The sequence below is a fragment of the Micromonospora ferruginea genome (assembly GCF_013694245.2).
Taxonomy (GTDB): domain Bacteria; phylum Actinomycetota; class Actinomycetes; order Mycobacteriales; family Micromonosporaceae; genus Micromonospora; species Micromonospora robiginosa.
On the sequence record NZ_CP059322.2, the window covers coordinates 4,338,163 to 4,351,599 of the forward strand.

Annotated in this window: 14 protein-coding genes; 6 read left to right on the forward strand and 8 right to left on the reverse strand. The window is 70.4% G+C overall.

All coding sequences use genetic code 11. From position 1 onward, the window contains the following. Positions 1 to 16: 16 nt before the first annotated feature. Entirely contained in the window at positions 17 to 229 is a 213-nt protein-coding gene (locus H1D33_RS18830) for a hypothetical protein (RefSeq protein ID WP_181571896.1), read from the reverse strand. Positions 230 to 333: 104 nt separating this feature from the next. Then, complete coding sequence (locus H1D33_RS18835) at positions 334 to 1,596, reverse strand: AAA domain-containing protein (protein ID WP_246412016.1); 1,263 nt, start codon at positions 1,594 to 1,596, stop codon at positions 334 to 336. Between the two features lie 184 nt (positions 1,597 to 1,780). Between H1D33_RS18835 and H1D33_RS18840 the strand changes: the two genes are divergently transcribed. Next, positions 1,781 to 3,994, forward strand: coding sequence for a choice-of-anchor J domain-containing protein (locus tag H1D33_RS18840; protein ID WP_181571894.1), 2,214 nt, complete (start codon positions 1,781 to 1,783; stop codon positions 3,992 to 3,994). A gap of 98 nt (positions 3,995 to 4,092) precedes the next feature. Further along, the gene (locus tag H1D33_RS18845) at positions 4,093 to 4,638 is read left to right on the forward strand and encodes a flavoprotein (RefSeq protein ID WP_181571893.1); all 546 of its coding nucleotides are present in this window, start codon (positions 4,093 to 4,095) and stop codon (positions 4,636 to 4,638) included. Here H1D33_RS18845 and H1D33_RS18850 read toward each other — a convergent pair. Together H1D33_RS18850 and H1D33_RS18855 are read right to left on the reverse strand one after the other, a co-directional pair. Beyond that, entirely contained in the window at positions 4,617 to 4,997 is a 381-nt protein-coding gene (locus H1D33_RS18850; RefSeq protein ID WP_181571892.1) for a GIY-YIG nuclease family protein, read from the reverse strand. The two genes, H1D33_RS18845 and H1D33_RS18850, sit on opposite strands and share 22 nt — an antisense overlap. Positions 4,998 to 5,061: 64 nt before the next feature. Continuing rightward, complete coding sequence (locus tag H1D33_RS18855; RefSeq protein WP_181571891.1) at positions 5,062 to 5,958, reverse strand: S-4TM family putative pore-forming effector; 897 nt, start codon at positions 5,956 to 5,958, stop codon at positions 5,062 to 5,064. Between the two features lie 260 nt (positions 5,959 to 6,218). Between H1D33_RS18855 and H1D33_RS18860 the strand changes: the two genes are divergently transcribed. Beyond that, positions 6,219 to 8,522 (forward strand): hypothetical protein, encoded by a 2,304-nt coding sequence (locus H1D33_RS18860; RefSeq protein WP_181571890.1) that lies wholly within the window; start codon positions 6,219 to 6,221, stop codon positions 8,520 to 8,522. Here the strand turns inward: H1D33_RS18860 and H1D33_RS18865 are convergent. The 4 genes from H1D33_RS18865 to H1D33_RS18880 all read right to left on the reverse strand — a co-directional run bounded on the left by H1D33_RS18865 (position 8,506) and on the right by H1D33_RS18880 (position 10,572). Further along, positions 8,506 to 8,994: a hypothetical protein gene (locus tag H1D33_RS18865; protein ID WP_181571889.1), complete on the reverse strand. Its 489-nt coding sequence runs from the start codon at positions 8,992 to 8,994 to the stop codon at positions 8,506 to 8,508. The genes H1D33_RS18860 and H1D33_RS18865 overlap by 17 nt on opposite strands. A gap of 122 nt (positions 8,995 to 9,116) precedes the next feature. Next, on the reverse strand, positions 9,117 to 9,377 hold the full coding sequence (locus tag H1D33_RS18870) for a DivIVA domain-containing protein (RefSeq protein WP_181571888.1): 261 nt from the start codon (positions 9,375 to 9,377) through the stop codon (positions 9,117 to 9,119). After that, positions 9,377 to 10,363 (reverse strand): ferredoxin reductase domain-containing protein, encoded by a 987-nt coding sequence (locus H1D33_RS18875; protein WP_246412014.1) that lies wholly within the window; start codon positions 10,361 to 10,363, stop codon positions 9,377 to 9,379. The genes H1D33_RS18870 and H1D33_RS18875 overlap by 1 nt, the downstream gene beginning before the upstream one ends. After that, positions 10,360 to 10,572 (reverse strand): hypothetical protein, encoded by a 213-nt coding sequence (locus H1D33_RS18880; RefSeq protein ID WP_181571887.1) that lies wholly within the window; start codon positions 10,570 to 10,572, stop codon positions 10,360 to 10,362. The genes H1D33_RS18875 and H1D33_RS18880 overlap by 4 nt, the downstream gene beginning before the upstream one ends. 243 nt (positions 10,573 to 10,815) lie before the next feature. Here H1D33_RS18880 and H1D33_RS18885 point away from each other — a divergent pair, with 243 nt between their 5' ends. The 3 genes from H1D33_RS18885 to H1D33_RS18895 all read left to right on the forward strand — a co-directional run bounded on the left by H1D33_RS18885 (position 10,816) and on the right by H1D33_RS18895 (position 13,431). After that, on the forward strand, positions 10,816 to 11,835 hold the full coding sequence (locus tag H1D33_RS18885; protein ID WP_181571886.1) for a DUF5919 domain-containing protein: 1,020 nt from the start codon (positions 10,816 to 10,818) through the stop codon (positions 11,833 to 11,835). Next, a complete protein-coding gene (locus H1D33_RS18890; RefSeq protein ID WP_181571885.1) occupies positions 11,832 to 12,662 on the forward strand; it encodes an inositol monophosphatase family protein in 831 nt (276 codons plus the stop codon). The genes H1D33_RS18885 and H1D33_RS18890 overlap by 4 nt, the downstream gene beginning before the upstream one ends. Positions 12,663 to 12,885: 223 nt before the next feature. Further along, entirely contained in the window at positions 12,886 to 13,431 is a 546-nt protein-coding gene (locus H1D33_RS18895; RefSeq protein ID WP_220138749.1) for a RipA family octameric membrane protein, read from the forward strand. The last annotated feature ends 6 nt before the right edge of the window (positions 13,432 to 13,437 follow it).

Consider the following 13,437-nt stretch of genomic DNA (forward strand, 5'->3'; position numbering starts at 1 on the left):
TCGAGGGTTGGCCCGGCTACGACGACGAGTACCCCTCCTGGAAACCGTCCATGAACCCCCCGGCGAACCCGGAGAACACGCACCCGGCACAGCACAGGATCACCAGCAGTGCCGGTACCGCGACCCAGAGAACCGTCCACCAGTTGATCCCCTCCGGCTCCGGCGGCGGGTACTGCGGCGGATAGTACGGCTGGTACGGATCCGGCTGATAAGGGTCGTGAGGATGCACCCGGCCATCCTGCCCACCACCCGCGGCCGTCGGAAGATCCGAACGGACCGCCCGGTCCGGCCCGCCGTCGCTTCCGCCCGGTACGCGTACCCGGGTGCGCGTACTCAGGCCCGGTGCGCGTCGAGGTGGGTGAGCACGGTCTGGTTGGCCTCCCACCCGTCCGGGAACTTCACCGGCACGTCCAGGTGCACCCGCTCGGTCGACGGGTAGGCGTCGAGCAGCTCGCCGATGCCGGCCCGGGCCACCACCACGCACGCGTGCCGGTGCCGGGACGCCAGCACGCAGAGCCGCCCCGACTCCAGGTGGAACGCGGTCGCGTCGCGCCGGCCGGAGAGCGGGTGCAGCACGATCGTCACGTCGTACTCCCGGCCCTGGAGCCGGTTGGCGGTGTCCACGGTGATGCCCGCGCCGGCCGCGCCCAGCCGGGACCGGATGGCCGCGACCTGGTCGCGGTGGGCGGCGCCGACGGCGATCCGGTCCGCGGTGACCGGCGCGCCGCCGGGCGCGGCCTCGCTGACCGCGACCGCGCCGCGCGCCAGCACCCGCAACGCCAGCTCCGCGCAGGCCGCGGCGGCCTCGCCGTCGGTACGCAGGGTGTGCCGGGCGGGCAGCTCGTGCAGCGCCCAGCCGGTGGCGGCAGCCAGCTCGACCGAGGCGTCGTAGCCGTCGCCGGGGCCCGGCTCGGTGAACGTGAGCGCCCGGTCGGCCGGCCCGGTGCCGGCGCGGAACCCGGTGAACGGGTAGAACGCGGCGGACACCACGGGCGCGGCGGAGGCGGGCAGCCGCCACGACACCGGCAGCCGGTGCACCGGCAGCTCCGGGTTGTGCCGCAGCAGCGTGGCCACCGCCGACTGCATCGGGTCCCAGGTCAGGCCGGTCCAGCGAGCGGTCTCGACGGTGGAGAACGGGTCGAGCTGACCGGGGTCGCCGACGAACAGCGCCCGCTCGAAGCGCCCGGCCACGCGCAGCAGCGCGTCCGCGCGCATCTGGTACGCCTCGTCCACGATCGCCCACGGCCAGGTGCCCTCGGTGACGGTGGCCCACTTGGCCGCCGTACCGATGGTGACGGCCGGGCCGCCCAGGTCGGCGACCTTCGCGGCGACCCGGACCGTCGCGTGGTCCCGGACCCGTCCGGTGGGCCGGTAGTCGGCCGCGGAGAGCCGGCCGATGCGCAGCTCGGGTGCCCTGCGGGCGAGCCGGTCGACGAGGTCGTCGACCTGCTCGTTGGTCTGCGCCACGATCATCAGCGGGTCCCCGGTGACGGCCAGCTCGGCGGCGGCGCGCACGACGAGCGTGCTCTTGCCGGCGCCGGGCGGCGAGTCGACCACCACCCCCCGGTGCGCGCCCTCACGCACATCGCTCAGCACACTCTCGACTACCTGCAAGGCGGGGGCCCTTCTTAACGCATTCGGTAGAGGCGGGGCCCCTTCTTAACACGTTCAACTGGTTGCCAAGGGCAACGATGTGGCGTACGAACGACGGTGAATATCTCTCCGGTGGATACGACGGTGACCCCGTCGGCCGGATCCGCACACCCGACAAGGGGGGCCAATGGCACGCAGCCGGATCGCCGGTACCGCAGCCATCGCACTCGTCCTACCGTTCCTCGGCGTCCTGCCCGCCACGGCCGCGTCGGCCGCACCGGCCAAGGCGAAGGCCAAGCCGGTCACCGACGACACCCGCGAGCTGACCCGCAAGGACTTCACGCTCGACGGCAAGCCGGTGAAGACCCCGGCCCGCTACCAGAAGCGCGCCCAGTCGCGGTCGAAGGCCGCCGCGGCCACCACCCCGCCGGTCGGTACGGTCCGGCAGTGGCTCGGCATGGACGACGTCCAGGGCAGCTACTACCGCAAGAACTACACGCTGCGCGGCGTCGGCGACAACGTCGAGGTGTGGGTCGCCGACGACATCGCGTTCCCGGCCGACGACTGCCGCAACCAGATCCCCACGTCGACGCAGATCACCGACGCCCAGGTGCAGAGCTTCGTGCACGAGTTCGACACGAACATGTACCCGAAGGAGACGGTCGCGTTCAGCCGGCCGCCGGACCGCGACGGCACCAACGCCCAGATCCCGCCGGACGCGCAGGGCAACGGCGGCGACTACTCCGGCGGCGGCAACAAGACGGTCACCCTGATCGACAACGTCCGGGACGACAACTTCTACGACTTCCCGGCCGCGCCGACCTACATCGCCGGCTTCTTCTCGGCGCAGCTCAACGAGCTGTTCGACCGCAACGTGATGACCGTCGACGCGTTCGACTGGCTGCACCGCACCGGCGCGAACCCGCCGGACGAGCCGACCTCCGACCTGTGCACCAGCCGCCCGGCCCGCCCGTTCAGCTACGAGGGCACGTTCGCCCACGAGTGGCAGCACCTGGCGCACTACTACTCGGATCCCTTCGAGACCACCTGGATGAACGAGGGCCTGTCGGACTTCGCGCAGACCCTCACCGGGTACGTGGACACCAAGGCCACCGTCTTCGACCGGGGCGCGGACAGCCACCTCTACTGCCAGCAGGGCTTCGGCACGGTGCAGACGCCGTACAACGCGAACCCGCGTGACTGCGGCGGGCCGGAGAACTCGCTGAACCTGTGGGGTGAGAGCCCGAACCCGAACGCGGTGCTCGCCGACTACGGCAACGCGTACGCGTTCATCCAGTTCCTCTACGACCGCTACGGCAACGACATCGTGCACCGGCTGCACAACGACGCCGACCTGCAGGGGCTGGCCAGCCTCGACGCGGCGCTCAAGGCCGAGGGCGCGAAGAACATGTACCAGGTCATCCACGACTACCAGTCCATGACGCTGGTCGACAAGATCGTCGGGGAGTCGCGCCGGGGCATCATGCTGGGCGTACCGAAGAGCCGGGTGACCACGCCGAGCCTGCGCTCCACCGTCAACCTGGCCAACCCGGCCGCGTACGCCACGCCCGGCGCGGCGCCCAACGGCGCCGACTACGTCCCGCTGTCGAAGGCCGACGGGACCGTGCTGCGCGGCCGTGACCTGCGGTCGCTGTCGTTCCAGGGCGCGAAGACGCTGCCGGCGCTGCCGCTGGCCTGGACCGTGGTGACCGACGACCCGGACCGGCCCGGCAACCCGGTGCTGTTCTCCGGCAACGCCAACAACACCGACGCCGCCGCGATCACCCCGGTGACCGTGCCGACCACCGACCCGACGCTGCGCTTCGTCGCCAAGTACGGCGCGGAGCTCGGCTTCGACTACGGCTACGTGGTGGTCTCCACCGACGGCGGCGCCACCTACACGGCGGTCGCCGGCGACAAGACCATCGACGGCCCGCTCGGCCCGGCGCTGAACGGCACCACCGACGGCTTCGAGCCGCACAGCTTCGACCTGTCCGCGTACGCCGGGAAGAACATCCTGCTCGGCTTCCGCTACGTCAGTGACGGCGGCGTCAACGAGGGCGGCCTGCGCGTCGACGACGTCACCGTCGGCGGCACCACGGTCAGCGACGGCAGCAGCCTCGCCGCGTTCGACTCGCCCACCGAGATCAAGCCGATCGCCGTCGCCAACTGGAACGTGCGGCTCGTCGGCCTGGACGAGAAGCACTCGCTGGCCTGGCAGTTCGAGTTCGACGGCAAGTCGAGCCTGACGCTCAACCGGGCGCAGCTCGCGCTGCTCTCGCTGTTCCCGAAGGTGGTCGCCGTGGTCGCCTACGACGAGCCCACCGAGCAGGTCCAGCAGTACGCCCCGTACACCCTCACGGTCAACGGCATCGTGCAGAAAGGCGGGGCCCCCGCTTAACGCATTCGGCATAGGCGGGGCCCCCGCCTAACACCCCACCCGCCCGAGCACCCGGACACGGTGCTCGGGCGGGGCCGTTTGCGGTAAGACTGGGCGGCATGAGTGAAGCGCCGGTGCTGCACCTGATCGTCTGCGCCGCTCCCCCGGCCCAGCGGGTCGGCGAACTCGCCGAACTGCTCGCCGCCGACGGCTGGCGGGTCTGCCTGATCGCCACCCCGATCGCCGCGAGCTGGCTCGACGTCGACGCGCTCGCCGCCCAGACCGGCCATCAGGTACGCGCCGACTGGCGCCGCCCCGGCGACCCCGAACCCCATCCACCGGCCGACGCCGCGGCGGTCGTGCCGGCCACCTTCAACACGCTGAACAAGTGGGCGGCCGGGGCGAGCGACACGCTGGCCCTGGGCATCCTCAACGAGTTGCTCGGCACGGGCCTGCCGATCCACGTCTTTCCCCGGGTGAACGCCGCGCTGGCCGCGCATCCGGTCTACCAGCCCAACCTGCGGCGGTTGCGCGACGCCGGCGTGGTGGTGCACGACGGCGACGTGCTGCGCGCGCCGGACGAGATGACGCCGAGCCGCTGGGCGGTGGTGGTCGACGCGTTGCGCGCGGCGCGGCCCGACCGTCAGCGGGCGCGGGGCACCTGACGGTTGAAGCGGGGACGCAGCGCCAGGACCAGCGCTTCCTTCGTACCCTCGGGGTTGTCGGTCTCCTGCCAGCGGACCTCGCACCGCCCCAGCCACCCGGCGATGTCGTCGCGGGTCGCGGCCCGGCCCGGCGCGTCGAGGAGCTGGCCGACCTGGTCGTGCAGCACCGACGAGTCGCGGTTGCCGGTGAGGTGCTGGCGCAGTCGGGCGCGCAGGTCGCCGGTGTAGCCGACGTAGGCGACCACGCCGCCGTCGAGCACCAGGTGCACGCCGGGCGCGGCGGGCGCGCCGGCGACGACGTCCCTGGTGTACGGCCGGGGCGGCGTGAACCCGACCAGCAGGTCTTCGGTGTGCGACACGCGACGGACGGTACCGACGTCCGGATCATCGCGTGGCCCCGCACGACTCGACGTGGCGGATCGGTCACCCCGGGTGCAGCAGGTGGTCGAGGCCGGCCATGGTGGACTGGAAGTCGATCCGGTCGGCGGCGTGGAACCGGCGGAAGAACCAGTTCGGCACGCGGGGTTGGGTGCAGCGGGTGCGGAACAGCAGGTCCTGCACCTGTCGGGCCACGGCGGGCAGGGCGGCGGCGGCCGTCGGGTCGCGGACGGCCGCGGTGAGGTGGTCGTGGACGGCGGCGGTGGCCCGGTCGCGTTCGGTCGCGACGTCGCGCTGGCCTCGGTAGATCTCGACGCCGAGCAGCAGCGCGCCGAGTGACGGCACGAACCAGGCGAGCAGCAGGTGGGCGACGGTGAGGCCGGCGAGTACGCCGTAGACGACGCCGACCGCCGCCCAGGTGGCCACGGCGGCGAGCACGGTGTGGGCGTAGCGGCGGCGCAGCCGGGCGCCCCAGCCGAGGCTCTGCTGTTGGCAGGCGAGCACGTCGTAGGGGGCGGGCAGGTCCGGGATCTCGTAGTAGTCACGCAGGTAGCGTTCGTCGCCCCGGTACGCGCGGTCGAGGCGGCTGATCTCCGGCGCGGTGACCCGGTCGCCGGCGGCCACCTCGTTCCAGGGCAGGCGGAACAGGTCGACGTCGAACATCTCCTGGATGGTGGCGGCGCGGCGGAGCTGCCCGCGTGACCAGGTGGCGAGCCCGAGCGCGTTGACCACGGCCCAGAGCGCGCCGAGCGCGGTGACGGCGGTGGCCGACACGCCGGTGAACGCGACGACCGCGCCGGCGGCGGCGACCGTCACGGAGGTCGTGGTGCGTAGCGCGTCGAGGCGTTGGGCGCGGGTGTGGCAGACGGACATGGCCCGCAGCAGCGCCATCATCGCGGGTTCGGTCTGGTGCCTGAGCAGGGAATCAGTCGGTTCCGTCACGCCGCCCTCCCGATTCGACATTCATCTTGCTAGATGTTACTTCTCGTGATCCAGGACAACCTCTAAGTGATCTTTGAACTACCGATAAGTAGGGCTTCATCCTGAGGCGCGAATTAGTAACTGCTTCGCCGGGAGTTGGGGTAGCTTGAGCCGTCGCACCCCCCTCAGCACCTCCGACATCCCTCTTCGCCGAAGGTTCGACGACCACCATGGACGATGGTCCGGGCGCCACACCAGAGTGGCTCAGGCAGGACGACCGCGTGCGCGACGCGCTGCGGCGATGGGCAGCCGACCGAGGCACCGTCCGGGTGCTGTCGCGCAAGGGCCCGATGCGCGGCTACACCGACGCGTACCTCTTCGTCGTCAAGCTGGACAGTCCGGCGGGCCCGGGGCGGATCGGCAGCCGCAAGCTGCTGGTGAAGGTGCACCCGGCGGGCGGCGACGGCCCGTCCGGCGCCCGCCGGCACGAGCAGGCGCAGCGGGACGCGCCCGGCTTCGCCGAGCGGCACATGGTCAAGCCGCACTTCGGCGGCTACCCGGTGGACGACGACCGGCACCTGTCCTTCCAGGACCTCGCCAACGGCGGTGACGCGGTCCGCACCCTGGACCAGGTCGAGGACGACGACCACCTCGTCGTGGCCTACCGCACGGTGGCCGGCATCCTGCTGCACGACTGGAACGGCGTGACCGAGCCCGCCGGGCCGCCGACCGCCACCACCACCGTGCGGGAGTACGTCCGGCGCGAGTTGACGGCGACCGGGGCGCTGCGGGAGGTCGCCGCCAAGGCCGGCCGGCTCGGGCGGGACGACCTGGACCGGGACTGGCTGGACGTCGACGGTCGCCGGCGGCCCAACCCGCTGCGCCTGGCCGAGGCCGGCGGGCCGGTCGGTGACGTCGAGATCGAGTACGTCCACGGCTTCAGCCACGGCGACCTGCACGGCGGCAACCTGCTCTTCGCCGCCCGGCGCGACGGCACCGTCCGCCCGGAGACGTTCACCATGGTCGACCTGGACCGCTACGAGAGCGCCGCGCCGCTGACCCGCGACCTGGTGACGCTGCTGGTCTCCACGGTCCTCCGGTGGGTGGCGCCCCGCCCCGGCCCGGACGGGGACCGGCCGGACGGCCTGCCGCGCAAGCAGGCCGTCGCCCTGCTCGACTACCTGGTCGACCCGGACCGGCCGGCGCCGAGCAGCCTGCCGCCCGCGCTCGCCGAGCTGGTGCGGCTCACCCACGAGGAGGGGGCGCGGTACGCCGCGTCCGGAAACTGGCGCGAGGACTGGGGTACGCAGTACCGGCTGTCGCTGCTCGCCCAGGCGCTCACCGCGGTCACCTACGACAACCTCGACCGCGAGGGCCGCTGGTGGTGCTTCCGGCTGGCCGCGTACGCGGCGGAGGCGATCCACGCGGAGCTGGCGGTCGACGCCGACACGCGGTTCGACCAGACGCCGGTCCTCGACCTGACGGCGCACGTCGACCGGGCCACGGACCGGTGGCACGGGACCGCCGGGCCGGGCCGGCACCGGGCCGGCACCGGCCTTCCGCGCAACGCGACCCCGGCCGGCGTCGACCCCGACGGGTCCGGCGGGCCGGTGGCGCACCGGAACCGCGGCCGGTACGCCGCCGTGTCCCGGCCCGGCGCGGTGTTGCGCCGCTGGGTGGGACGGCCGGCGGGCGGCACCGGCCGACGCCGGCTGACCATGGCGGTTCTCGCCGCGCTGGGCGGCAGCCTGGTGGCGCAGCTCGTGCCCGGCAGCGCGTCGGACCGGGACGTCCGGCCGCCGGTGGCGGTGCCGCCGTCCAGCCGCACCGAGACGCCGCCGTCGAGCCGCAGCGGCGACCGTGGCCCGGTGCCGTCGGAACCGCTGGATCCGGGCGCGAAGCTCGTCCAGATCGCCGAGCGGGTCCAGCGGATGGCGGAGCCGCCGAGCCGGGGCCGGTACGCGTTCACCTGCCTGCGCGTGTGGTCGCCGGAGGATCTCGCGCTCGGCTCGGACGACCTGATGCGCTACCAGGAGGAGCGGCTGTGGTGGACCCGGGAGCGCTCGGGCCGCCGTACCGTGCACGACGTGGACGACGGCCGGCGCTCCCGGGCGCAGGAGGCCCGCTACGACCGGGGTGAGTTGCGGGCGGTGCCCCCGGACCCGTCGGCGGACCTGACCGAGCTGCGCCGGCAGATGGACGTGCTGCTGCGCGCGAAGCCGCCGGCGCTGCGCAACGCGGCCGGCATGCTGGAGACGGTCGCCTGGATGTACCAGTTCCGGCCGCTGACGGCCGGGCAGCGCGCGGCGCTGCTGCGGTGGCTCGCGGAGGCGGACGGCATCGTGGACGGGGGCCGCTACGGCGACCGCGCCGAGCGCTACGGCTACGCGGTCAGCGCGCGCAACGCCGCCGGGCAGTGGGAGACGCTCCTCTTCGACGAGGACACCGGCCGCCTGCTCAGCCACGTGAAGACCAGCGCCGACGACACCCTGCTCGCCTACTACCTGTTCCTGGACAGCGCCCGCACCGACACGATCGAGGAGGCGCCGTGCGGGGACCCGGCGACGGTCAGCAGCGACGGGTGACGTAGTTGGCCCAGTCCCGCCAGGGCGCGGCGTCGGTGCGGACCGGGCTGGCGACCCCGACGGTGAACAGCGCGGTGTCGTTGTAGGAGAACGTGGCCTTCCCGCTGGACATGTTGTAGTGGGCGGACCCGATCCGGAACTGCCACTGCCAGGTGGCGAGGTTCTGCCGGCCGCAGTCGGAGAGCTTGCCCCGGGGATAGCCGAAGTCGGGCCGGTCGTAGAAGCAGAACCAGCCGCGCGGGCAGTCGGCCACCGCGTGGACGCCGGCCGGGGCGCGCAGCGTGACCAGGAACGCGCCGTCGCCGTAGCTGATCTCGTTGGCGGTGACCGGCACCCCGCCAGGGTGGGCCGCCAGGTAGTCGGTCAGCTCGCGGTGCGCGGCGGCCACCGCCTGCGCGGGCGCGGCGACGGCGATCAGGGCACCGCCGAGGACGGCGGCCACCACCATTCGGTACGCGCGGGAAAAAGTCATTCCACACCCCCGTCGGACATTGATGACTTCCTCTGTCCAAGCAGAATAGGAAAGCGTCTTCCCTGATCACCACCCCCCGCGTGGGACGCAGCCTGTCGCCATACCGATATTCTCGCCGCCGCTCAATCGGTGGAATTTCCAACGTTGACCCGCTCCGACTGCCAATTGCGCAACGCAGTTTTGATCCGGCGGTTCTCGGCGCTCACCATGCCGAGCCGGCGCGACCGCTCGGCCAGCTCGTACGCGAGGCGGTGCAGGAGAGCGTCCACGTCCTCGGTGCGGTAGCCGCGCCGCAGCCGCGACGTCAACGGCAACTCGACCGCCTCGACCCGGCCCGGCGTGAGCGGCCCGACCAGGGCGTGCGAGCTGCGGTAGACGGCCATCACCGGTCCCCGATCACCGGCAGGTGCCGGCGCTGGGCGGGCACCCCGGCGATGCTCAGCCAGCGGCGCGCGGCGGCGAGCATCGCGGGCGGCCCGCACACGTGCACGTGCTGACCGGCCCGGTGGTGGTAGGTCGCCAGGGCGACCGCCGTGCCCCGCTCGGCCGGCGCGGCCTCCGGGTCGTCGGAGAACGCCGGCACCACGCTCAGCCAGTCGTGCGCCTGCTGGAGATCGTCCAGCGCGATCGCGTCATACAGGTCGGCGAACGTGCGGGAGCCGACGATCAAGGTGACCCGCCGGGCGACCGGCGCGGCGGCGACCTGCTCCACCAGGGCGCGCAACGGCGCCAGCCCGGTCCCGCCGGCCACCAGCAGCAGATCGTCACCGCCGTCGACCAATTCCACCCCGGAGTCCAGCGGCGCGCCGAGGTGCAACAGCTCGCCGGGGCGTACCTCGTGGACCAGGCTCCGGGAGACGGCCCCGACGGCCCGGACGTGGAACTCGATCGTCCCGTCCGCCCGCGGCACGTTCGCCGGCGACAGCCACCGCCACCGCCCCGGCCGGCGCGACGTACACACCGGCACCGCCTGGCCGGCGCGGTGCGGCAGCCGCCGCCACGGCCGTACCGTCACCGTGGCGATCGTGTCGGCGGCGCGGTCGTGGTCGACCACCTCGACCGGCCACCAGGCCGGCCCGTCACCCACCCGGGCGGCGGCCCGCTCCACCAGCCGCCACGCCCGCCACCAGCCCAGACCCGGCGCGGGCAGCAGCGCGTCGCCGACCGCCGCCGCGTGCCAGGGCCGCAGACCGAAACTCCGGTACGCGCACCCGAGCGCCCGCAGCAACGCCAGCCGCCCGGCCCGGTCGTCACCGCCCTCCAGCAACCGCGACAGCGACGCGTGCAACAGCGGCGCGTCCCGCTCCGGCAGCAACCCCGGACAGCGGTCCTCGACCGCCGCCCAGAACCGGGCCGCCTCCTCGGTCACGGCGCCGCGTCCGCGCCGAAACCGGCCGCGCGCAACGTGCCGTGCCCCCAGCGGGCCAGGCGACACGGGTACGGGACGCGCTCGCTGCGGCACAGCGGGCCCTGCGGCCAGCGCTCCGGCACGTGCACGCGCACGGCCAGCGCGGCGAGGACCAGGTCCTCGTCGGTGACCGGGGTGAGGACGGGGAAGTCGGTGAGTACGGCGGACATCGGTGGGCGCCTCCGGGTGCGGGTGTCGTGGGGTGGCGCCGGGGCGGGCGGGGTCGGCGGGTCGCCGCGATCGGGGACGCGACACCGGCCGGAGCCCGGCACCCGCCCCGGGCCATGCGACAAGCCTCGGCAACCTGTTGGGGCCACAACATGACTACGCTCTGCACTTTGCCGGTACCTACGCTGCACCGTCGAGCGCTACGCTGCCTCGGTACTGACTCAGGCCTGATCGAGGACGGCACGATGACGACGACCGTGCAGAGGTGGACGGGACGGGAAACCCGGGCGTTGCGTCAGGCCTTGCGGATGAGCATTCGCGACTTCTCCGCGCACCTCGGCGTCGCCGAACGCACCGTCTCGAAGTGGGAGGCTGGGCAGGAGACCACTTGTCCGCGTCCTGAGATGCAGGCGGCACTCGATACGGCACTCAGCAAAGCGACAGAAGATGTGCGCAATCGCTTCACGTCGACGCAGCGGAGCAGCATGGGACACCCAGTCGCGACGGAAACCTTCTCCGACCTTGCAACGATAGCCCGACAGCGCCTAGCCGATACTCGGCGATCCGCCGGCCTCTCGCCGGACGCATTCGCCAGCGTCCTCGGCGGTGTCCTCGGCTGGACCCCTCGCGCCGAGGCGGTCGCCGGCTGGGAGACGACGGACACGCCGCCTGGCGATGTCCTCTTAGCACTCGATGTGTTGCGCGGTTCGGATATCCGATCGCCCGACAGGTTTGGCGGCCTGACCGCGGTTTACCCGAGCCGATCTCAGCTCACTGCCCGGCTACCGGCAGATCGGTTGCTCGATGGTGCTCGTAGCGTTCGAGCGATGGGCTTGTCCCTCAACGTGCTCTGTCAGGATTACGCGGACCGCCACTGGCAGACTCTGGTGACAGCTGGCGCTCGCGTTCGTTGCCTGTTTCTCGACCCCGCCGGCTCGGCCATCCAAGCACGCGAGACAGAAGAAGCGTTTCCACCTGGGCAGCTCACAGCGCTGACCAAGCTCAACATGGACACGTTGCTGCGAGTTCGCGATCGCCTGCCATCAGAGCTTCAGAGTCAGATGCAGCTAGCGACCTACGATCAGACCCTTCGCTTCAACATCCTTATCGTGGATGATCAGTGCGTGACCCAGCCGTACCTCAGCGATAGCCGGGGCGTAGACTCACCCGCCTTCGTTATCGGGAAAGATGTCCGCCAGGCTGGCCTGTATGAGGTATTTGAGCAGGTCTTCGAGTCGGATTGGCAGCAAGGACGTACGCTATGAGTAGCTACAATGACCTATTGCCCATCGCTACTGAAGCGGTCCGACGCGCAACCGACGCGATGCGGCATGGGTCACCCGGATCCCTCACCTTCAAGGGCGACCGTGATGTAGCATCCGAACTCGACTTTGCTATCGAGCACGACGCTCGCGTTTTCCTAGCTACTGAGACACCGGAGATCGGTTTCCTCGGCGAGGAATACGGCATGTCAGGACCGACCGAGCTCCAGTGGATTCTCGATCCCATCGATGGCACCGCAAATTTTGTCCGCGCCTTACCGCTATGCGGCGTTTCGCTCGCCCTCGCATATAAGCGGCATCCCGTACTTGGAATTATCCACCTGCCATTCCTGCACTCTCTGTACGCCGCCGTGGAGGGGGGCGGCGCCTACGCGAATGGGAAGCACCTTAAAGTCAGCAGCACGAATGCCATAAGGGACGCTATTGTTGCAATCGGCGACTACGCGACTGAACCTGACGCTGATGCCAAAAACAGATTACGGCTTGCACTAACCGCCCAGCTAGCATCTAAGGCTTACCGCATCCGCATGACGGGCAGCGCTGCGCTCGATTTGGCTTGGCTTGCGCAAGGTCGGTTGGATGCTGCCCTGACACTTTCGAACCACCCATGGGATGTCGCGGCCGGCACTTTAATCGCCCGAGAAGCAGGGGCCGAAGTGGTTGATGGGGACGGCACATCCCATGGTTGGCACTCTAAATTTACGCTCGCCGTCTCCCCAGCGCTCACCGGGGACATCCTCGCCCTTTACCTCAAGGCAAACGAGACGGTCAACCCTCCAAAGCGCGGAAGCCAAGTCGGGTGCAGTTAACCCTTCCGCGCACTTTCGCTAATCGCCCCAGCAGCGCTGGTAGACGTTGCCGGTCAGGCGAGGAAGGCGGCCCAACCACGTCCACTATCACGATTGATCGAGATTGCCGAAATCGAACCCTTAAAGCTGACCGCCCCATGGGAGCCACAGCACCCTTACATGTTCTCGGTTTACTTGGTGACCGATCTAGCGGCGGCACAGCTCGATGTACGACAATGGGTGAATGCCACGATCGCTGCCATCGAAACTCAACCCAATAGCGCGCCGCCGGGTAGATATGGACCAAATTCGTGCCAAATTGCTAGCTCCCCAAGATGCCACGAAACGCCCAGACAGTGTTAGTCAAGCCATCCTTGAGCAGTACAAGCTGTATGTCGAAATGGCTGACCGACTCTCTAGTCGCCGAGGTCTAACGAATACTTTTTTCCTTACCCTAAACACAGCCATCGCATCGCTCGGAACCATTTTAAGTGAATCACTAAAAGAACGACCAAAAGCCGCACTCTACTTGCTTCTCATTGTCTTATTGACACAGACGGGTGCATGGTTTGCCATCTTGCGGTCGTACCAACAGCTAAATTCGGCCAAGTATAGAGTGATCGGTGCATTGGAAGAACACCTGCCTGCCTCCCCATACTGGAAAGCGGAATGGGCGGCGCTAGGAAGCGGCCGTGACAAGCGAGTTTATTGGCCGATAAGCCAAGTTGAACAGATCGTACCAGTTTTATTCGCGCTCACCTATGTAGGCTTAATGGCTATCGTATGGTAGGGTGCA